Raw genomic sequence first — 19,406 nt, forward strand, 5'->3', positions numbered from 1 at the left:
CTCCCAAGGGAATTAGCGGGCGATTTGCTTAGCCCTACTGATGTTTAACGTTACTTGGCTCGGGTGTAGAACGGCAGTTCGACTACGACAAAAGGCAAAGTCTTACCACGCAGGTCTACCTCCAGCTCGGTTCCCACTGCACCGAATTCGGCGTCGACATAACCCAGTGCAACCGGGTAGCCCAGGGTTGGCGAAGGCTGGCCGGAGGTGATTTCACCGATGGTTGCGCCGTCCTTCACGATGGCGTAGCCGCCGCGGCCGGCGCGCTTGCCCAGGCCCTTGAGGCCGACGAGCTTGCGTGGCGGGGTCGCACCGCGCAACGCTTCCAGGGCTTCGCGGCCCACGAAGTCCTCTTCCTTCTTGAAGGAGACCACCGGACCGAATCCGGCATCGAACGGGGTGCGTTCCAGGGACAGCTCGTTGCCGTACAGAGGCATGCCGGCTTCAAGGCGCAGCGAGTCGCGGGCAGCCAAGCCGCAAGGAACCAGCTCGTGGTCCTTGCCGGCTTCAACACTCTTTTCCCAGAGTGCTGCCGCATCCTCGTTTTCGATGATCAGCTCGAAGCCGTCTTCGCCGGTGTAGCCGGTGCGGGCCAGCAGCACGTCGATGCCGCCGAGCACCACCTTCACCGCAGCGTAGTACTTCAGCTCGGTGACAGCCTGGGCGGTTGCCTCGTCGGCGGCCAGCTTGCGCACAATCGCCTCGGCGTTCGGTCCCTGGACGGCGATCAGCGACTGGCGGCCCGAAGCGTCGTCCACGACGACGTCGAAGCCGGCGGCGCGGGCAGCCAGCTCGGCGGCAACCACCGGGGCGTTGCCGGCGTTGGGCACGACGAGGAACTTCTCCTCTTCCAGGCGGTAGACGATCAGGTCATCGATGATCTTGCCCTCGGCGTCAAGTATCAGCGAGTACTTCGCCTTGCCGACCTTCATGATGCTCAGGTTCCCTGCCAGGGCGGTGTTCAGCGCGTTGCCGGCTTCCGGGCCGGAGAGGTAGACCTCGCCCATGTGGGACAGGTCGAACAGGCCAGCGGTGGAGCGCACGGCCTTGTGCTCTGCCAGTTCCGATCCGTACTTCAACGGCATGTCCCAGCCGCCGAAGTCGGTGAAGTTGGCGCCGAGAGCTTCGTGCTGCGCGTGCAGCGCGGTGTGCTTGAGTGCTTGGGTAGTCTCAGTCATCTCTAACTCTTCCTTAGTCTTCGAAGGCTTCGGGAGCCGGGCAGGAGCAGATCAGGTTGCGGTCGCCACCGGCGCCGTCGATGCGGCCCACGGTTGGGAAGTACTTGTCGAACTTCAGCGCCGGGACCGGGAAGGCCGCCTGCTCGACCGAGTACTTGCGGTCCCACTTGCTGTTGACCACAGCGGAGACCGTGTGCGGAGCGTTGCGCAATGGGGACTCCTCGATGCTGTAGGCACCGGAGAGGACCTCGTCCATTTCCTGGCGGATGGTGATCATCGCTTCAATGAAGCGCTCGATCTCGGCCAGGTCCTCGGATTCGGTGGGCTCCACCATCAGGGTGCCTGCCACAGGGAAGGACAGGGTCGGCGCGTGGAAACCGAAGTCGATCAGGCGCTTGGCCACGTCCTCGGCGGTGACCCCGGTCTTGGCGGTCAGTTCGCGCAGGTCCAGGATGCACTCGTGGGCAACCAGGTCCTTGTTGCCGGTGAACAGTACCGGGAAGTGCTCGTTCAGGCGCTTGGCAATGTAGTTCGCGTTCAGGATCGCGTGCTTGGTGGCTTCGGTCAAGCCGTCCCCGCCCATCATCGCGATGTAGGCCCAGGAGATCGGCAGGACGCCGGCCGAGCCGAAAGCGGTCGCCACCACCGGCACGCCGTCACGCTCGGAGTAGGTGCCCGAAGCATCGCCTGGCAGGAATGGCAGCAGGTGCTCGCCAACGCCGATTGGGCCTACGCCTGGACCGCCACCGCCGTGCGGGATGCAGAAGGTCTTGTGCAGGTTCAGGTGCGACACGTCGCCGCCGAACTTGCCTGGCTGGGCCAAGCCAACCATGGCGTTCATGTTCGCGCCATCGATGTACACCTGGCCGCCGGCGGCGTGGACCTTGTCGCAGACCTCGCGCACGTCCGCGTCGTAGACGCCGTGGGTGGATGGGTAGGTGATCATGATGGCTGCAAGGACGTCCTTGTTGGCCTCGATCTTGGCATCCAGGTCATTCGCGTCGATGGTGCCATCGGCTGCGGTCTTCACGACCACCACGCGCATCCCGGCCAGCACTGCCGACGCGGCATTGGTGCCGTGGGCCGAAGCCGGAATCAGGCACAGATCGCGCTGGCCTTCGCCGCGCGAACGGTGGTAGTCCGAGATGGCCAGCAGGCCCGCGTATTCGCCCTGCGAGCCGGCGTTGGGCTGGATCGAAACGCCAGCGTAGCCGGTGATTGCGGTCAGGCGCCCTTCCAGGTCGGTGATCAGCTCGCGCCAGCCCTCGGTCTGCGCTGCAGGCGCGTAGGGGTGGATCGAGGCGAATTCCGGCCAGGTGATGGATTCCATTTCGGCGGCCGAGTTCAGCTTCATGGTGCACGAACCCAGCGGGATCATGGTGCGGTCCAGGGCCAGGTCGCGGTCCGAGAGCCGGCGCAGGTAGCGCATCATCTGGGTTTCGGAGGAGATGGTGTTGAAGATCGGGTGGGTCATGAAGTCGCTGGTGCGCACCTGCCCTGCCGGGATCTCGAAGCCTTCCGGAGCCGAGAGCTCTGCGCCGAAGACCTCAAGCAGGGTCTTGACTACGCCCGAGGTGGTGGCCTCGTCGGTGGAGATGCCCACCTGGGTCTCGCCCACCTTGCGCAGGTTGATGCCTGCTTCGATGGCCTTGGCAATGATGGCATCGGCGTTCTCGACGTTCACCACAACGGTGTCGAAGAAGGAGTCCGAAGCCAGGGTGTAGCCGCCGGAAACCAGCGAGCTGGCGATGACCCGGGCGTGGTTGTTGGCGCGCGAGGCGATCTGCTTCAGGCCGGCTGGGCCGTGGTAGACGGCGTACATCGAAGCGCAGATGGCCAGCAGGGCCTGTGCGGTGCAGATGTTGGATGTGGCCTTTTCGCGGCGGATGTGCTGCTCGCGGGTCTGCAGGGCCAAGCGGTAGGCAGGGACTCCGGCGTCGTCGGCCGAAACGCCCACCAGGCGTCCTGGCATGGAGCGGGTCAGGCCATCGGCCACGGCCATGTAGGCAGCGTGCGGTCCGCCGAAGAACAGCGGCACGCCGAATCGCTGGGTGTTGCCCACGGCGATATCGGCACCCTGCTCGCCCGGAGGGGTGATCATGGTCAGGGCCAGCAGGTCGGCAATCACGGTAACCATGGCGCCGGCTTCCTTGGCGGCGGCGATGATCGAAGCGTGGTCCGCGATCGAGCCGTCGTTGCCAGGCTGCTGCAGGACAATGCCGGAGATCTCGCCCTCTGGCAAGCCTGCGGAAAGGTCGGCAACCTCGACTTCGAAGCCCAGTGCGTCAGCGCGGCCCTGCACGACTTTGAGGGTCTGCGGGAAGATGTTGGAGTCCAGCACGGTCTTGCCCTTGGACTTCTTCTTGTTGGCGCGGCGCATCATCAGCACGGCTTCGGCGGCAGCGGAGGATTCGTCCAGCAGCGACGCGTTGGCGATGGGCAGGCCGGTCAGGTCCATGACCATGGTCTGGAAGTTCAGCAGGGCTTCGAGGCGGCCCTGGGAGATTTCCGGCTGGTACGGGGTGTAAGCGGTGTACCAGGCTGGGTTTTCCACGATGTTGCGGCGGATCACAGCTGGGGTGATGGTGTCGTAGAAGCCCTGGCCGATCATCTGGGTCTTCATGACGTTCTTCGAGGCAAGCGCACGCAGGTGGGCTAGGGCTTCGGTTTCGCTCAGGGCGTCTGGGATATCCAGTGCGGAGTCCTGGCGGATGTCTGCCGGAACGGCGGTGTCGATCAGTTCTTCCAGGCTGTCGTAGCCCAGGGTCTGAAGCATGGTGGTGACGTCGGAAGGACGTGGGCCGATATGGCGTGAAACGAATTCAGTATTCGCTCGTGCCGAAGTCTGCGTGATGGTCATGGTGCTGGTATCTCCATGGGATCTGTCTTGGCGCATGCCAAAGGAAGGTCTTTTTACCTCCCCATCCCTGTTGCATAACCTGAGAGTTTTACGCATCCAGCAAACCAAGCCGGGCACTTGCACCTTCGGTGAACCGGAACGGGCCGGTTTCTTTCCAGAGTTGCCTCATGATGGCGGTACGGGTGCCTGAGAGTTTCCTGGGGAGGAATTGCTCCTACGGCGCCCGTCCATGGTGTGAACGGGACTCTCCCGCCATCCGTCTATGGCGCGCGCTGCCGGCCGGAGACCTGCAGCACACCACCATGTTACCTGCCCCGCCCCCAAGGTCAAACAGGAGCGGGGTCCGGAAAAGTCATAAATGCGTTCAGTTGGCGTCGGCAGTTAAACGGATGTAATCAGGATATTTCGCTGACAGGGAATCACCCGACGAGGTGCCGGTGATCCGGCGCTTGACCCACGGAGCCAAATGCTCCCTGGCCCAGCCCAATTCCTGCTTCAGCTTTTCGCCGCGCGAGTTCACGGCCAGTTCCGGCAGGGACGGCTGCTGGATCCTGGAGGACCAGTTTCCCTCGGTGATCCGATGGGTGCCGAGCACGTCAAGGACCTTCGAGGCCATCAGCGTGTGGCCCAGCTCGTTCATGTGCAGCCGATCCACCGCCCAGTAGCGCAGATCGGAGAATTCGCGCCACCGCCAGTAATCGGCGATCACCGCGCCGTACTCGTCCGCGATTTCGCGAACCTTCTCGTTGTAAATGGCCGTGCGCGGACGGGTCTTGGAGAACAACGGTGATTCCACGGTGTCGAAACCGGTGAACAGCACGACCGCGCTTCCGGCTTCGGCAAAGCGGCGCACCATGCCTTCATAGCCGCGCATCAGCGCATCCAGGTCCGCCTTCGGGCGCAGGATGTCATTGCCGCCGGCATAGATGGTGACCAGGTCCGGGGCCAGTGCGAGCGCCTGGTCCAGCTGCTGGTTGATCACCTGCCCGATCTTCTTGCCGCGCACCGCCAGGTTGGCGTATTCCCATTCGCCTTCGGCGCAGAGCACTTCCGAAACCCGGTCCGCCCAGCCGCGGACCTGGTTGGGCCGGGTCGGATCCACATCGCCAACGCCTTCGGTGAACGAGTCACCTAGTGCCACAAACTTCTTCACTTCGCTCCTGCTTCGTTCCATTCCCGATGGGTTTACTACGCGTTGCTGCCGGCAGCCTGGGCCGACATGTTCTTCTGCATGATCAGCTGGCGGGCCAGCTGGCTGAGCTTGACTCCGGTGGAGATCTCCTTGGCGCCTTCATTGCGCGAGGGGATGAATCCGAAGCCCAGCTGGTGGGCTGGATCAGCAAAGGCCAGCGAGGAGTTCGCACCGTCATGGCCGTAGGCGAAAATCGATCCGTAGTTGTTGCGCGCGGTGGCCTTCATGAACCCCAGGGCGAAGGCCTGCAGCAGTCCATTGGTCCGGTCATGGCCGTAGACCAGTTCGGTGGAAACCTGGGGCCAGGTGTCGGCGGTGAGGAATCCGCGGGTGGTGCCCAGTGCCGGCACTGCACCGAATGAAGCGGCATAGATTGCGGCCAGCCCTTGGGCATTGGCGACCGCGCCCATGGATGCGGGGCCCAGTTCGCGCACCTGAGGCGCGTTGGCCAGTTCGTGCCAGTTGTAGACCGGGCCGTTTTCCAGCGCGAAACCGGAGGCCGAGTTCACCGAAAGCCCCGCCGGGGAGAACGGATCGAAGAATTCCGGTGCGGCGTCAGCGCCCGGCAATACATCGCGGTAGCGCGATTCCAGCGCGGGGTCCTGGCCGATGTAGGCTTCGGCTCCCAGCGGCTTGCGGATGCGCTCCTCGAAGACTTCTTTCAGTTCCTTGCCGGTGACCCGGCGTACCAGTTCTTCCATGAGCACGCCCATGGTGATCGCGTGGTAGCCGACAATGTTCTGGCCCAGCGGCCAGACGCTTGGCATGGAAGCGAGCACCTTGGCGTATTCGGCGGAGTTCAAGAGGATCTCGCTGGGCACGCCCCCGGGCACACCGAGCACTCCCGCTTGGTGGCTGAGCACCTCGCCGACGGTGAGCTGGGATTTCCCGTTGTCCCCGAATTCCGGCCAGTAGGTGGCCATTGGCGCGTTCGGATCAATCAGCCCATCTTGCACGAGCAGTGCCACGACCAGCGCGCCTAGGCCCTTGGTGCAGGAGAAGACACAGGTCAGCGCGTCACCAGAGAGGTGCTCGCCGACGCTGTGGCTGAGCACCAATTCGCCGCGGTGGTACAGGGCCAGCTGCGCCGAATAGCCTTCTTCCTCAGCGGCTCGCGCCTCTAGTGCTTCCGCCAGGGGCGCGAAATATTCAGTGATCACCGATTGCATCTAAATCCTTTAAAGTGCTTGTCTCTCATCAACTAACCCTAACCGCTTCGATCCCATGACCCGGTGGCTCCACACGCTGACCCGACACCTAGCATATAGGTACGTCAGCTCACAGCATTAGCTTGTTTTAGCCACTAATCGACATTTCACTACCGCTGGACTCCGAGGTCTGTGAGCCAGCCTTGAAGCCGGTTTGCCCACTTCATGCGCTGACCCTAAAGTTGTAATGTTTGCCTACAAAATTGAAGGAGATGATCTCGATCGCATGACTGTGAACAGTGACACGGCCGTTACCGACGGCAAAGAAACAGAACTCCGCAGGGTGATTGGCCCGAAGCTGCTGCTATTCCTCATCATGGGCGATATCATCGGCGCCGGAATTTTCGCCATCACCGGCAAAGTTGCCGGCCAGGTGGGCGGAGCCGCTTGGCTGCCGTTCCTGATCGCTTTCACGATCGCGACCCTCACCGCCTTCAGCTACCTCGAACTGGTGACCAAATATCCGCGCGCGGCCGGTGCCGCCTTGTACATCCACAAGGCATTCGGCATCCACTTCGTCACCTTCCTGGTGGCGTTCACCGTGGCTTGCTCGGGCATCACCAGCGCCGCCACCTCGGCCACCTTGGTGGGGCGCAACCTGCTCATTGGCATTGGCCAGTTTGTCGAGGGTGTTCCCAACACCCCGGAAGCGGGCATGTGGGCAGCTATTGCGATCATCGTGATCCTCGCAGTGATCAACTTCCGCGGCGTGGGCGAGAGCGTGAAGTTCAACCTCGTGCTGACCATAGTTTCGCTGGCCATCATGGCCGCGATCATCGGCATCGGCTTCGCGGTGATCGCCTCGGGCCAGGGTGACATTTCCCGCCTGGTGGTCTTCGAGACCCCCACCGACCGCAGCGTCTTCGCCGCCGTGACCATGGGTACTGCCATTGCGTTCTTCGCGATGGTGGGCTTCGAGGATTCGGTGAACCTGGTTGAGGAAACCAAGAATCCCAAGAAGACCTTCCCGAAGATCATGCTCATCGGCCTGGGCATCTGCGCCTTGATCTACATGCTGGTGGCCGTCACGGTGATCATGGTGATCCCGACCGGCGATCTGCTGAACCCGAAGAACCCGGATGCCGGCATCCTGCTGGATGTTGTGCGCATCGGCCTGCCGAACCTGCCAGTTGACGCGATCTTCCCGTTCTTGACCGTCTTCGCCGTGGTCAACACCGCGCTGATGAACATGCTGATGGCTAGCCGCCTGCTCTACGGCATGGCCCGCCAAGGCGTGCTGCCGCAGTTCCTGGGCAAGGTGCATTCGACCCGACGCTCGCCATGGGCTGCGATCCTGTTCAGCACCGTGCTGGCCATCGCCTTGGTGGTCTACGTGAACCTGAGCAACGGAAGCAGCATTGTCGGCTCGCTGGGCGGCACGACCGCGCTGCTGCTGTTGTGCGTGTTCGCCGTAGTCAACGTAGCCCTGCTGGTGCTGCGCCGCGACAAGCCGGAACCCGATGCGTTCCGCGCTCCAACGATCATCCCGATCCTCGGCGTGTTCTTCTGCCTGTTCCTTGCCGGCCCATGGGCTCGTTCGCGCGAGGACTGGGTCCAGTACGAGATTGCCGGCCTGCTGCTGGTCATCGGCGTGCTGCTGTGGGCCGTGACCTGGTTGGTCAACCGGATCAACTACAAGAAGGGCGTCATCGAAACCCGCCCGGGACAGTACTGATCCCAAACCGTTAAAGCAGTGATGCCCGCCATTTGGCGGGCATCACTGCTTTAACGCGTGTTTTCTATGCGGTCTGCTCGACCGTTTCCTGGCGGAAACGAAGCTTCAGGCCGCCTTCGGTGCGCTGCCACCAGGAAGATACGACGAGCACCGGGCCCTCTGCAGGCTTCATGCGGTAAGCGAGCAGCACCATTTGCGCATCCACTTCCCGGGCCGCAAGGACCTGCACCGCACCGGTGCTGGGCAGGCTCGCCCCGGATTCCAACATGGTCCGGACCGTGGCCACATCCAGCAGGCCGCCATGGCGCGTCACTTCCTGGTAGCCCGGATGCAGGAAGTCGTTGAGTTCCGCGAAGCTGGTGCGGATCTGCGGGTCGAGGAAACCTTGTTCCAGTTCGAAGACGGTAGCCGCGATGTCCACGCCATGTTCCGGTGCGGCGGCGGGTGGCCCGCCGGGTGCCAGCACTGCGTCTTCCGCCGCTGGAGCATGGGAAGCCGCTGGGCCGCCGACGGCGGTGTAGCCCGGCCCGGCCTCGACCGCAGAGCCTTGCTGATGCGCGGTGGCAGCCGCGCGCGCATGGCCGTCAGCAGCTTCATTCAGCTCATGACCGGCATGGCCCTTGACCCACTCGAAGGTGTACTTGCGCCCGGCAATGGCCCGGTCAAGTTCCTTGAGGATGTCCTGGTTCAAGACCGGTTTGCCGTCGGCCTTTTTCCAGCCCTTCTTCTTCCAACCCGGCATCCACTTGCTGATGCAGTTGATCGCATACTGCGAATCGCACAGGATCCTGAGTTCTTCTTCTGGCAGGTGCTCGGTGGCCCGGAAGAGTTCGAGCACCGCTTGGAGCTCCCCCATGTTGTTGGTTCCGTGGTCCCAACCGCCAGCGGCCCAGTTGTCCTGGTCCACGTACCAGGCCCAACCTGCCGGTCCGGGGTTTCCTAGGGCTGATCCATCCGCAGCTGCAATGATCGTCATGCTTTAATCCTGCCACGTTGACGCCCGCACTCGGTTCCATGCATTGGGCCATGTCGCCAGGGAATACTTGCACAATGGATCACAGCATCCAGCCAGGTCCATGCCTAGGATTGGGATGTGAAGAAAATCCTGCCTGTACTGGCCACTCTGGTTCTGGTCCTGTCCGCATGCGCTGGCCCCTCGGTCGACGAGCTGCGCCAGCTCGATCCCCAGGGCCATACCGCCTGCGTGCATTTTGGCGGGGGCCTGGTTGACCCCGAGGGCATCGGCGCAACGAATATGCAGAAAGCCGCTGATCATGGGGCGAAGGCTTCCACCGAACAGATCAGCGCTGCGGTGGCCGCCGATGAATCGGGGGATCCCCGGATTATTGACTTGGCCGCTTTCCAGGAAGCTTGCGAGGGGCAAGGCTTAGATTTCGAATAGGGCAGATCGGCCCAGGACCCCTCGAAATAGCGGGCTCCTGAGCCGATCCGCGGCGGATCGCCAGCGCTCCTAGGCGGGGTACAACGGGTTGTGCCCGGCTTGGACCCGCTCGTCAGCCCGGACTTCGCCCGGTGCCGTACCGTTCAGGAACGGACCGCTCTCGGCCAGCTCATCTCGGCCCGGCGCTTCGAGCCAGTTGGCCAACTCCGGCCCCTTCGGGATGATCCTGGTCGGGTTGATGTCCTCATGCACCACGTAGTAGTGCGCCTTGATCTGCTCGAAGTCGATGGTGTCGCCGAAACCCGGGGTCTGGAACAAGTCCCGCGCATAGCCCCAGAGGTTCGGCATGTCGATGAGCTTGTTGCGGTTGGCCTTGAAGTGGCCATGGTAGACCGGGTCGAATCGAACCAGCGTGGTGAACAGCCGGACATCGGCCTCGGTGATGTAATCACCCATCAGGAAGCGTCGGGTGCCCAGCCGGTCTTCGAGATAGTCCAAGGTGGCGAATAACCGGTCGTAGGCATCGTTGTAGGCCTGCTGGTCCCCCGCGAACCCGGCACGGTAGACGCCGTTGTTGACCTCGGTGAAAATCCGCTTGATCAGCGGAAGCATCTCATCGAGCTGGTCCTGCGCAATGAGGTCCGGGGCGCCTTCCCGGTGGAACTCCTTCCACTGCGTGGACATGTCCCAGGTGATCTGCGGGTAGTCATTGGTGACAACCGCACCGGTGGGGATATCGACGATTGCCGGCACGGTGATGCCGCGTGGATAGTCGGCAAAGCGCTTGAAGTAGTTCTCCTGGACCCGCTCGGTACCCAGGACAGGGTCCTTGCCCCCGGGGTCCAGGTCAAAGGTCCAGCTGCGTGCGTCGTGGGTTGGGCCGGGCAGTCCGACGGACAGCGCGTCTTCCAAGCCCAGCAGGCGGCGAACGATCAGGGTGCGGTTGGCCCAGGGGCACGCGCGGGCTGCGACCAGATGGTAGCGGCCAGCTTCCACCGGCCAAAGCCGGGACCCGTCCGAAAGCCCCGCGTTGGGATGCCCGATCTTGCTGTGGCTGTTTCCCTCGCCATAGTGCTCGGCGCTGGCATCAGCGACGATGCGGTCCTGGATGTAGTTGGTGTCCCGGGTGAATTCTCCGCCGGTGACGTAGGCGCCCTTGGTCGAATATTCCTCGCTCATCGCATTCCTTCCAAAGAATTTTGAAGTCCCGTGCATAAACCATTCACCTCGAGACTATGGCAGTTGGGCAGGTATGGAAATGACGCAATGCACTTTTCCACTCCCCGCCGATTTCGACCCGGTCTAGGCGTTGACCGAGGCGTCTTCGCGTACGGTGCGCATCGCCTTGCTCCAGGCGAGCACCTGTTCAAGCATGGGCTGCACGCTGTTGGCCGACCGTTCAGTCGGAGCGAAAGCCGAGAAGTTCTCGAAGTCGGAGAATAGCGAGAACATGCCGGTCTTCTGCACGTGGGCGATCTGCAGTTCCGAGAGGATCCCGCGCAGGTGCTCCACGGCACGCGAGCCCATGGCGGAGCCATATCCGACCATGCCGGCGGCCTTGTTGTTCAGCTCTGCATTCAGGTAGCTCAGTGCGTTGGCCAATGCAGGCTGGACGGAGTGGTTGTACTCGCCAACAATGAAAATGTATCCATCGAATTCGCTCATCTTGGCGGCGAAGGCCTTGGTGTGCCCGTTCTGGTAGTTCTGGTAGGCGGCCGGGAACGGCTCGTCGAGCATCGGCAGGTTGAAATCAACGATGTCCACCAGCTCGTAGTCGGCACCGCCGAACTCCTGTGCCCTGGCCAGCACCCATTGGGCGACGCCCTGGTTGACACGTCCTGGACGGGTGGAACCGGTAACGATAGCGATCTTCGACAACTTGCTCTCCTTGGAGTTCTCCGGCCAACAATTTAGTTGACACGTCATCTTCTCTTGCTAAATTCCACTATACAGGAGATGATTGATGCGTCAACAATATTTTGAATGTCCCCTCTGGGGACAACATGGTTAGGAAAGAGAATGAAGAGCGAAGAGACCCGCTGGCTCACCGACAGCGAGCAGGACCTCTGGCGCACCATACGCGAGTTCCTCTGGCAGTTCCCCAGCGGCATGGATCGCCAGCTGCTGCGCGATTCGAACATGCTCTCCGGTGAATACTCGGTGCTGGCTGTCCTTTCGGAAACAACCGAACCAAGTCTACGCCCGGCCGACGTGGCGACCGCATTGCGCTGGGACCGTTCGCGCCTCTCCCACCTGCTGCGCCGCATGGAAGCCAAGGGCCTGGTCAGCCGCTGCTCAGATGAGACCGACCGCCGCGGGCACCAGATTACGCTCACCGCCCAGGGGCGCAAGACCATTGAGGAAGCCGCGCCAACCCACGTGAGCTTCGTGCGTGAAACCATCTTCGATTCCCTGAGCCCCTCCGAACGCACGGCATTGGAATCGGCGCTGCCGAAGATCCTGGCCTCGCTGGAAAAGCAGGGCCTGAAAGATGGCCAGTGCTAGCTGGCTCGTTCGGCCAGTTCGCTCTTGGCTACCAGCTGGGCGAATTGCCCGCCAAGCTGGACCAGCTCGTCAAAAGTTCCCGCTTCAGCAATCCGGCCAGCTTCTAGCACGACGATGCGGTCCGCTCGCATCACGGTGCTCAACCGGTGCGCGATCAGCAAGGTGGTTCGCCCCAGTGCGAGCTCGTCCAGCGCCCGCTGCACCAAAGCCTCGGTGACCGTGTCCAGGGCACTGGTCGCCTCATCGAGCACCAGGACCTTGGGCTTGCGCAGCATGGTGCGGGCAATAGCCAGCCGCTGCTGCTCGCCGCCGGAGAAACGGTGGCCGCGCTGCCCCACCTGGGTTTCCAGGCCCTGTGGCAGGCTGCGGACCAACCGTGCAATCTGCGCGGCTTCCAGCGCCTGCCAGAGCTCTTCCTCGGTGGCTTGGGGCGCTGCCCACAGGAGGTTCTCCCGAATCGAAGCATGCAGCAGGTAGCTTTCCTGGGCAACGACGGAGACCGCCTGGGCGATGCCTTCAGGATCGAATTCCTTCAGGTCAATGCCGTCGAGCAATACCTGGCCCTCGGTGGGGTCAAGCAGCCGGGGCAGCAAGGACCCCAGGGTGGACTTTCCCGAACCGGTGGAACCGACGACCGCGGTCATGGTTCCCGCCTCCAGAGTCAAATCCAGCTGTTCCAGGGTGGCGCGGTCCGCCTCGGGGTAGCGGAAGCTGACATTGCGCAATTGCACTTCGCCACGCAGCTTCCCGGGTTCGACCGCCCGCGGCCGCTGGGGTACCGGCAGCGCCTGGTCCGCATCCAGGTATTCGAAGACGCGGCTGAACAAGGCCAAGGCCGAGACCCACTGGACCGAAATCTGCATCATGCCCATGACCGGACGGAAGATTCCGGCCTGCAGCCCGGTAAAAGCCACCAAGGTGCCGATGCTCATTCCCTGCCCGGTGGCGGGCAGCCCCGCCACGATGTACAGCACCGCGGGGATGGCCGCGAAAATGATGCTCATCGTGGCCATGCGCCAACGCCCGGCCAAAGCGCTTTTCATTTCCAGGTCGATGAGCTTGTGGCTGGACTCTCCGAAGGCCGCCGCATCAGCGGCTCCAGTGCCCATGATCTTGGCCAGGCGGACCCCCGAGATGCTCAGGCGCTCGTCGATCAGCGAAGCCAGATTCGACATCTCGCGCTGGCGCTTTCCTGTCACGGCGCGGCGCAGTTTCGCGGTTTGCTTGGCGAGCAGCACCGCTGGCGGCAGCACGACCAATGAGATCAGGCTCAGTTTCCACGAGATCGCCACCATCGCGCAGGCGGTGGCAACAACGGTGGTCAGGTTCGAGGCAATGCTCGTGGCCGAATTGGTAATCACCGATTGCATCTGCCCCACGTCATTGACCAGGCGCGACTGCACGTCCCCTGAGCGCGAGTTGGTGAAAAATCCCAGGGATTGCTTCTGCAGGTGCGTGAACAGCCCGGTCCGCAGGCCATGCATGACGCGTTGGCCCATCAGGGTTGCCCGCCAGGTCTGGACGACTTCCAGAATCGCGGTAGCCAGGGAGATCAGCACCAGTCCCCCGGCACCCAAGAGCAGTAATCGGATATTGCTGTTGGGAATCGCGTCATCAATGAGTTCGCGGATGATGAACGGCTGGGCCAGGCCGATGACCGACGCTGCCACGATCAGCGCCATGACCGCAATCACCGACCCCAGATGGGGCCGGAAGAGCGCGGCGATGCGCGCCAGGGACACCGGATGCTCGGCGAGCCGCTGCTTGTCCCGGGCGGCGTTGCCGGACCGTCCTTGCCCGCCACCGCCCGGATGCGGCCCCGGCATTCCCATTGCGCTCATGGGCTCCCCCTCTACCTTTGGATTTCTCAAGTCCAGAATAACAGAGGGAACCTCACTATGTGGTTGCATCTTGAAATTGTTCCGAGAAACACACTATCCTTGAGCATATGCAGAACGAAGAGCCCAAGCCTGACTTGGCAGATCTTTTCCTCCACGCTTCACGCATGCTTCGCGGCAGGTGGAGGGACAGCTTGACTCCCCTGGGCATCACTCCGCACCAATCGAGGGTGCTGACCTTGCTGTCCCGGGCCGATAGGATCGGGCTGCGCAACTCGCAGCTCGCAGAACAGCTGCACATCGCCGCGCGCTCGACCACCGAGGTAGTCGACCAGCTGGAAGCCAAGGAGCTTGTCGTGCGCACCCCCGATCCGGCCGATCGCCGCGCCACGTTGATTGCGCTCAGTGCCACGGGCCGTGCCCAGCTCGGCGAGCTCGCCGAACTGCGCCGTTCGAGCATGGACGGCTATTTCGACAAGCTCGGCGACGAGGACCGCGCCGAGCTCACCCGGCTGCTGGCAATCCTGGACCGCGAGAACCCGAGGCCGGTGCGCGGCGCTTGCAAGAACCCGGCGAAAGAGAACTAGCCGCCAGCTAGCGGATAGAACCCGAGGCCCCGGCATATGCGTGCCGGGGCCTCGGGCGCTGGTTGCCGCTGCTGGCTAGTTCTCGGTCTTCCCGCGGCGCCAGTAGCCCATGAAGGCTACCTGCTTGCGGTCCACGCCGGCATCGCGCACCAGATAACGGCGCATTTCCTTGACCGTGCCGGCTTCACCGGCAATCCAGGCGTAGAACGGTGCGGAATTTTCCTGGCCCGTCTCCCACAGGATGTCCGCATCAACATCGATATCTTCCGGCTCGGCGTTGGTATGGACCACGCCGGCTGCTGGAATCGCGACTACCTGGCGCAATGCCGACTGCAGCAATTCACCATGCTCATGGCTGCCACGGGTCAGCCACTGCACCGAGACGCCGGAGCGGGTGGAGGCACCGAGGATATCCGTGGTCTCCGGGACCTCGATCAGCGCATGGCCGGTGACGTTGGAGGGCAAGGCTTCGAGGATGGCGCAAATCGCCGGGGCGGCGGTTTCGTCACCGGCAAGCACCACGCGGGTTGCCTCGCCGCGGCGGAACTCGATGCCGCCGTAGCTGGAGTCGTTCAGGGTCTTGTTCGGGCCCAGCAGCAACAGCTGGTCGCCCACCTTGGCCCGGTCGCCGAACTCCGTAGCCGGCCCGCCCTGGAGCTGGCCGTCAACCATGTGCCCGTGCATCACGAAGTCGATATCCAGCTCGGCTGTGGCCCCGATATTGTCCCGGTGCCCGGCTTCGCGGAAGGCCCGCACGGTATAGGTGCGCATGTGGCCGCGGGTATCGGGATCAATCGACAACCAGCGCTTGTACCAGCCCTGCTGCTCGGCAGGACTGGTCATCGCCCCGGGTCGCATCGAGGCGATCTCGTCGGTCAACGCAGTACCGCCGGCCGGTGGCAGCAAGAGCTTGATGCGCATATCCAGCGGGTGGCTGTTGGTGCCGAAGTACTCCAGGTCCTCGCCGCTGACGGTCACCCGGCGGAAGGATGGCGCGAGCTGCTGGCTATTGACCACAGTGGTATCAAAGGCCAACGTCGGCACATGCTCATGGGCCGGGCGCTCCGATTGCGGATCAAGCGCGGCGGCTGCTTGGGCAGCTTGCTTCACATTTGCCGCCTGCTTCACCGCAGTTTTCTTCGCAGAAGCTTCGGTACGGAAAATGCCCTGGGAAGCGAGCACCTGCTCGGTGCGCAGCACCCGGTGGCGGCCAATGGGAAGCACCAGCGGAGTGCCGCCCACCGGGTCGGGGATCACGCGGCTGGGCATGCCGAAAACATCCTTGACGGTCTTTTCGGTGACCACATCGTTGGGATGGCCGGCAGCGTAGATCTTGCCGTGGCGCAGCGCCACCAGGTAGTCGGCGTAGCGGGCGGCCAGGTTCAAATCGTGCAGCACGATCACGACGGTGATCCCGCGGCTGCGATTCAGCTCGCTGACCACATCCAGGACTTCGAGCTGGTGCGCCACGTCCAGGAAGGTGGTCGGCTCGTCGAGCAGCAGCAGGTCGGTCTCCTGCGCCAGGGCCATGGCGATCCAGACGCGCTGGCGCTGACCGCCGGAGAGCTCGTCCACCGAGCGGTCGGCCAGCTCGGTGGTGCCGGTCAGCTCCATGGCGCGATTAACCGCTGCCTCGTCCTCGGCAGAGAAGCGCTTGAACAGGCCCTGGTGCGGGTAGCGGCCGCGGCTGATCAGCTCGCGGGCGGTGATGCCGTCCGGAGCGGTGGGCGATTGCGGCAGCAAGCCCAGGGTCTTGGCGACTTCCTTGGCCGGCTTGGAGTGGATGTCCGCGCCGTCCAGGAGCACCTGGCCCCCGGCTGGTTTGAGCAACCGCGACAGTGCGCGCAGCAGGGTGGACTTGCCGCAACCGTTGGCCCCGACGACGATGCTCACCTGCCCGGCAGGGATATCCAGCGACAGCTCGTCGACGATGGTGACCTTGTCATAGGCCAGGGTCAGATCGCTTGCCTGCAAAGTGGCCATGGGTTATGCCCCGCTTCCAGTTGAGTTTGCGCGCACCAGAATCCAAATCAGGAAGGGTGCACCGAATGCGCCGGTGATAACGCCCACCGGCAGCGAAAGATCCGCGAACAGGTTCGCGGCAAAGAAATTGGCAACAGTCACCAGCGTTGCCCCGGTCAGGCCGGAAAGCAGGATGTTGATCGGGCCGCGGGTCAGCGCGGCAGTAATCGGGCCGGCCAGGAAGGCAACGAACGCCATCGGCCCGGTGACCGCAATCGGCAAGGCGCCCATGGCCACCGCAACAAAGACCAAGATCGCCCGGGCCCAGCCCACGTGCAGCCCCAGGGCCGCCGCGGTGTCCTCGCCCAGCTCCAGCATTTTCAGTTGGCGAAGCACCAGGGGCAGCAACAGGATGCCGATGGCGCCAAGGGACGCCAAAAGCAGCAGCGCATTTTCCCAGTTGCTCGAGGCCAGTGAACCCGTCAGCCAGTGCATCACATCGCTGGCCGTATTCACCTGCGCCTGGGTCAGCAGGTACTGGATCAGCGCCTGGAGCATCGCGCCGATGGCCAGGCCCGCCAGGATCAGCCGGGGACCGGTCCGCTTGCCCGAGGCCGAGAGCCAGTAGATCAATGCAGCGACCAGCAGCCCGCCGGCCAGTGCGAAGGCGTTGAGCTTCCAGTCGGTATAGCCAAGGGTGATCATCGCGAAAACCGCGGCCGCCGATGCGCCGTAGCCCACGCCGATCACGTCGGGACTGGCCAGCGGGTTGCCCAGCCAGCGCTGGAACAAGGCACCGGAAATGCCCAAGCCGGCACCGGCCAGGGCACCCACCGCGATGCGCGGCAGGCGGTCGGACATGATGATGAAGCTGGTGCCCGGCACCTTTTCACCGCTGAGCACCTGGAAGACTTCGGCAGCTGGAAGGCGGTCCCGCCCCCAGAACAGGTAGGCCGCCACGGCGAGCACCAGGGCCAGGGCCATCCACAAGGCGGTGCGGCGCACCCGGGATCTGCGGCGGGCTGCCAGCGCCGGTGCGGCTTTCGAGGCCGGGGCCGTCGCCGGTCCGGCCGTTTCCGTGGTGCTGCGGGGCTGGGTCATGTTCGCTGCTGCCATTTCGCTCGTGCTCACAGGCTCACCGACTTCATGCCGCTGCGCATCATGATGATGAAGATCGGTCCACCCAGCATGGCGCACATGACGCCTACTTGGATCTCGCTGGGCGGGGCAATGATTCGTCCCACCGTATCAGCCAGCAAGAGCAGGATCGGCCCGGCGATCAGGCTCGCTGGCATCAGCCAGCGGTAGTCGGAACCGACCAGCAAGCGCACGGCATGCGGGATCATCAGGCCGACGAAGGCGATGGGCCCGGCCACGGCGGTGGCGGTGCCAGCGAGAATGACCACCCCGATGGAGCCGATCAGCCGGGCGCGGTTCAAGTTGAAGCCCAAGGCGATCGCGGTGTCATCGCCCATGGACACGGCATTGGATACCTTGGCGGTGGACAGCACGATCAGTGCGCCGGCGGCCACCACGGGAATGGCCCCGAGGAAGGTGTCGATGCCGTTGCTGGATAACGTGCCGATCTGCCACATGCGGAAACGGTCCATGGTGGCATCGGAAATCATCAGGATCGCATTGGTAATCGCGCCCACGCCCACAGCCATGGCGGCACCGCCCAGCGCAAGCTTAATGGGCGTGGCGCCTTCACGGCCCACGTTGGCCACGAGATAAACCAGGGCCATCACCCCAGCAGCGCCGAGGAAGGCGGCCACCATGATTCCAGCCAGGGAGCTGACGCCAAGGAACGCGATCGCCAGCACCACGGCCATGGAGGATCCGGCATTCAAGCCCAGGATCCCGGTATCGGCCAGCGGGTTGCGGGTCAGCCCCTGCAATCCGGCGCCAGCCAAACCCAGGGCAGCGCCAACCACGATGGCTCCGATGGTGCGGGCGAAGCGGGACGCGACCACGCCCTGGTCGCCATTGGACGGGTCGAAATTCCAGATGGCATCGATCACGGTGCCCATCGAGACGTTTCGCGCGCCCAGCAGCAGCGAAGCGAATAGCGCCAGCCCGAGCAACAGGGCAAGGAGCAGCAAGGCGCCGAGCTTCCGGCCGGCTTTTGGCGACTTGGCCCCCGGTGCTTGGCGCGTAATACTTTCAGTCGCGGTCATTGGTTCCTACACTCATTGCTATGGCTCTTCTTCCCTTGCCCACTATTATCGCTCCAGGCATCGGCCTGCTTCGCGCGCAGAACCCTTCTGAAATGACGTTGGACGGGACTAATTCCTATCTGCTGTTCGACCCTGCTGTGGACGAACTTCTTCCTGGAACTCCGGTCGTCCTGATTGATCCGGGCCCTGAGCTCGAGGACCATCTGCAGGCCTTGGCGGCCTTCGACATCCAGCTGGTGCTCATTACCCATCGGCATGCCGATCACACGGGAGGCATCGATGCGCTCTACGGGATGACCGGTGCGCCGGTGCGTGCCACGCTGGAGCAGTACTGCCGGGATGCCCCGGTCTTCACCGATGGCGAAACGATCAGCGCCGCCGGTGCCAGCATCCAGGTGGTCTTCACCCCTGGCCACACCTCGGACTCGGTGTGCTTCATCCGCCAGGGCGGGGCTGCCCACTTGTTCACCGGGGATACGGTGCTGGGCCGGGGCACCACCATCTTGGAACACCCGGACGGCACATTGGCCGACTACCTGGATTCCCTGCAGCGGCTGCTCGCGCTGCCCGATATGGCTTTGCATCCGGCGCACGGCGAGCAGCATGATTCCTCGCATCCGCTGCTGCAGATGTACATCAAGCATCGGCATGCGCGGCTGGACAAGGTGCGTGCGGCTTTGCAGAAACTCGGCAAGGCCGGGGTCCACACGCAGCCAGCTGAATTGCTGGAGCATGTCTACCCCGACCTCGATGCGCGCTTGGTGGGCGCAGCTACCCATTCCCTGGAAGCCCAATTGCACTATCTGTCAGTGAATCCCTAGC

General features: G+C 63.5%; 16 protein-coding genes and 1 riboswitch. Of the genes, 5 read left to right on the top strand and 11 right to left on the bottom strand.

Going from position 1 to position 19,406, the window contains the following annotated elements:
* Positions 1-50 precede the first annotated feature (50 nt).
* From gcvT to ACIQTS_RS11585, 4 genes are all read right to left on the bottom strand, one after another.
* Positions 51-1,178, bottom strand: coding sequence for a glycine cleavage system aminomethyltransferase GcvT (gene gcvT / locus ACIQTS_RS11570; RefSeq protein WP_402473456.1), 1,128 nt, complete (start codon positions 1,176-1,178; stop codon positions 51-53).
* 13 nt (positions 1,179-1,191) lie between these two features.
* Positions 1,192-4,038 carry an aminomethyl-transferring glycine dehydrogenase gene (gene gcvP / locus ACIQTS_RS11575; protein WP_402473458.1) on the bottom strand — a complete coding sequence of 949 codons (2,847 nt, stop codon included), beginning with the start codon at positions 4,036-4,038 and terminating at the stop codon, positions 1,192-1,194.
* 164 nt (positions 4,039-4,202) lie between these two features.
* Positions 4,203-4,300, bottom strand: a riboswitch (glycine riboswitch).
* Between the two features lie 102 nt (positions 4,301-4,402).
* On the bottom strand, positions 4,403-5,191 hold the full coding sequence (locus ACIQTS_RS11580; protein WP_365943138.1) for an SGNH/GDSL hydrolase family protein: 789 nt from the start codon (positions 5,189-5,191) through the stop codon (positions 4,403-4,405).
* Positions 5,192-5,226: 35 nt separating this feature from the next.
* A complete protein-coding gene (locus ACIQTS_RS11585) occupies positions 5,227-6,390 on the bottom strand; it encodes a serine hydrolase domain-containing protein (protein ID WP_400288719.1) in 1,164 nt (387 codons plus the stop codon).
* Between the two features lie 274 nt (positions 6,391-6,664).
* Between ACIQTS_RS11585 and ACIQTS_RS11590 the strand changes: the two genes are divergently transcribed.
* Positions 6,665-8,113, top strand: coding sequence for an APC family permease (locus ACIQTS_RS11590; protein WP_400288721.1), 1,449 nt, complete (start codon positions 6,665-6,667; stop codon positions 8,111-8,113).
* A 64-nt stretch (positions 8,114-8,177) separates the two neighbouring features.
* On the opposite strand, the gene ACIQTS_RS11595 is transcribed toward ACIQTS_RS11590, so the two are convergent.
* Entirely contained in the window at positions 8,178-9,089 is a 912-nt protein-coding gene (locus ACIQTS_RS11595; RefSeq protein ID WP_365943133.1) for an RNase H family protein, read from the bottom strand.
* A 117-nt stretch (positions 9,090-9,206) separates the two neighbouring features.
* Here ACIQTS_RS11595 and ACIQTS_RS11600 point away from each other — a divergent pair, with 117 nt between their 5' ends.
* On the top strand, positions 9,207-9,515 hold the full coding sequence (locus tag ACIQTS_RS11600) for a hypothetical protein (RefSeq protein WP_402473462.1): 309 nt from the start codon (positions 9,207-9,209) through the stop codon (positions 9,513-9,515).
* Positions 9,516-9,584: 69 nt separating this feature from the next.
* Here ACIQTS_RS11600 and ACIQTS_RS11605 read toward each other — a convergent pair whose 3' ends face one another.
* Entirely contained in the window at positions 9,585-10,694 is a 1,110-nt protein-coding gene (locus ACIQTS_RS11605; RefSeq protein WP_402473464.1) for a glutathione S-transferase C-terminal domain-containing protein, read from the bottom strand.
* 123 nt (positions 10,695-10,817) lie between these two features.
* Positions 10,818-11,393 (bottom strand): NADPH-dependent FMN reductase, encoded by a 576-nt coding sequence (locus ACIQTS_RS11610; protein ID WP_365943131.1) that lies wholly within the window; start codon positions 11,391-11,393, stop codon positions 10,818-10,820.
* A 141-nt stretch (positions 11,394-11,534) separates the two neighbouring features.
* Between ACIQTS_RS11610 and ACIQTS_RS11615 the strand changes: the two genes are divergently transcribed.
* Positions 11,535-12,020, top strand: coding sequence for a MarR family winged helix-turn-helix transcriptional regulator (locus ACIQTS_RS11615; protein ID WP_105659082.1), 486 nt, complete (start codon positions 11,535-11,537; stop codon positions 12,018-12,020).
* Here ACIQTS_RS11615 and ACIQTS_RS11620 read toward each other — a convergent pair.
* Positions 12,017-13,861 (bottom strand): ABC transporter ATP-binding protein, encoded by a 1,845-nt coding sequence (locus ACIQTS_RS11620; RefSeq protein WP_402473466.1) that lies wholly within the window; start codon positions 13,859-13,861, stop codon positions 12,017-12,019. The genes ACIQTS_RS11615 and ACIQTS_RS11620 overlap by 4 nt on opposite strands.
* 107 nt (positions 13,862-13,968) lie before the next feature.
* Here ACIQTS_RS11620 and ACIQTS_RS11625 point away from each other — a divergent pair, with 107 nt between their 5' ends.
* Entirely contained in the window at positions 13,969-14,445 is a 477-nt protein-coding gene (locus tag ACIQTS_RS11625) for a MarR family transcriptional regulator (RefSeq protein WP_365943128.1), read from the top strand.
* A 75-nt stretch (positions 14,446-14,520) separates the two neighbouring features.
* On the opposite strand, the gene ACIQTS_RS11630 is transcribed toward ACIQTS_RS11625, so the two are convergent.
* Genes ACIQTS_RS11630 through ACIQTS_RS11640 form a run of 3 tightly spaced genes read right to left on the bottom strand, consistent with a single transcriptional unit; the run spans position 14,521 to position 18,584 of the window.
* Positions 14,521-16,428 (bottom strand): SIP domain-containing protein, encoded by a 1,908-nt coding sequence (locus ACIQTS_RS11630; protein WP_105659085.1) that lies wholly within the window; start codon positions 16,426-16,428, stop codon positions 14,521-14,523.
* A gap of 3 nt (positions 16,429-16,431) precedes the next feature.
* A complete protein-coding gene (locus ACIQTS_RS11635; protein ID WP_359195781.1) occupies positions 16,432-17,538 on the bottom strand; it encodes an iron ABC transporter permease in 1,107 nt (368 codons plus the stop codon).
* Positions 17,535-18,584 (bottom strand): iron ABC transporter permease, encoded by a 1,050-nt coding sequence (locus ACIQTS_RS11640; RefSeq protein WP_365943126.1) that lies wholly within the window; start codon positions 18,582-18,584, stop codon positions 17,535-17,537. The genes ACIQTS_RS11635 and ACIQTS_RS11640 overlap by 4 nt, the downstream gene beginning before the upstream one ends.
* Positions 18,585-18,604: 20 nt before the next feature.
* Between ACIQTS_RS11640 and ACIQTS_RS11645 the strand changes: the two genes are divergently transcribed.
* Positions 18,605-19,405, top strand: coding sequence for an MBL fold metallo-hydrolase (locus ACIQTS_RS11645; protein ID WP_402473468.1), 801 nt, complete (start codon positions 18,605-18,607; stop codon positions 19,403-19,405).
* Position 19,406: the final 1 nt, after the last annotated feature.

This window comes from Glutamicibacter sp. NPDC090743 (assembly GCF_044769125.1).
Taxonomy (GTDB): Bacteria; Actinomycetota; Actinomycetes; order Actinomycetales; family Micrococcaceae; genus Glutamicibacter.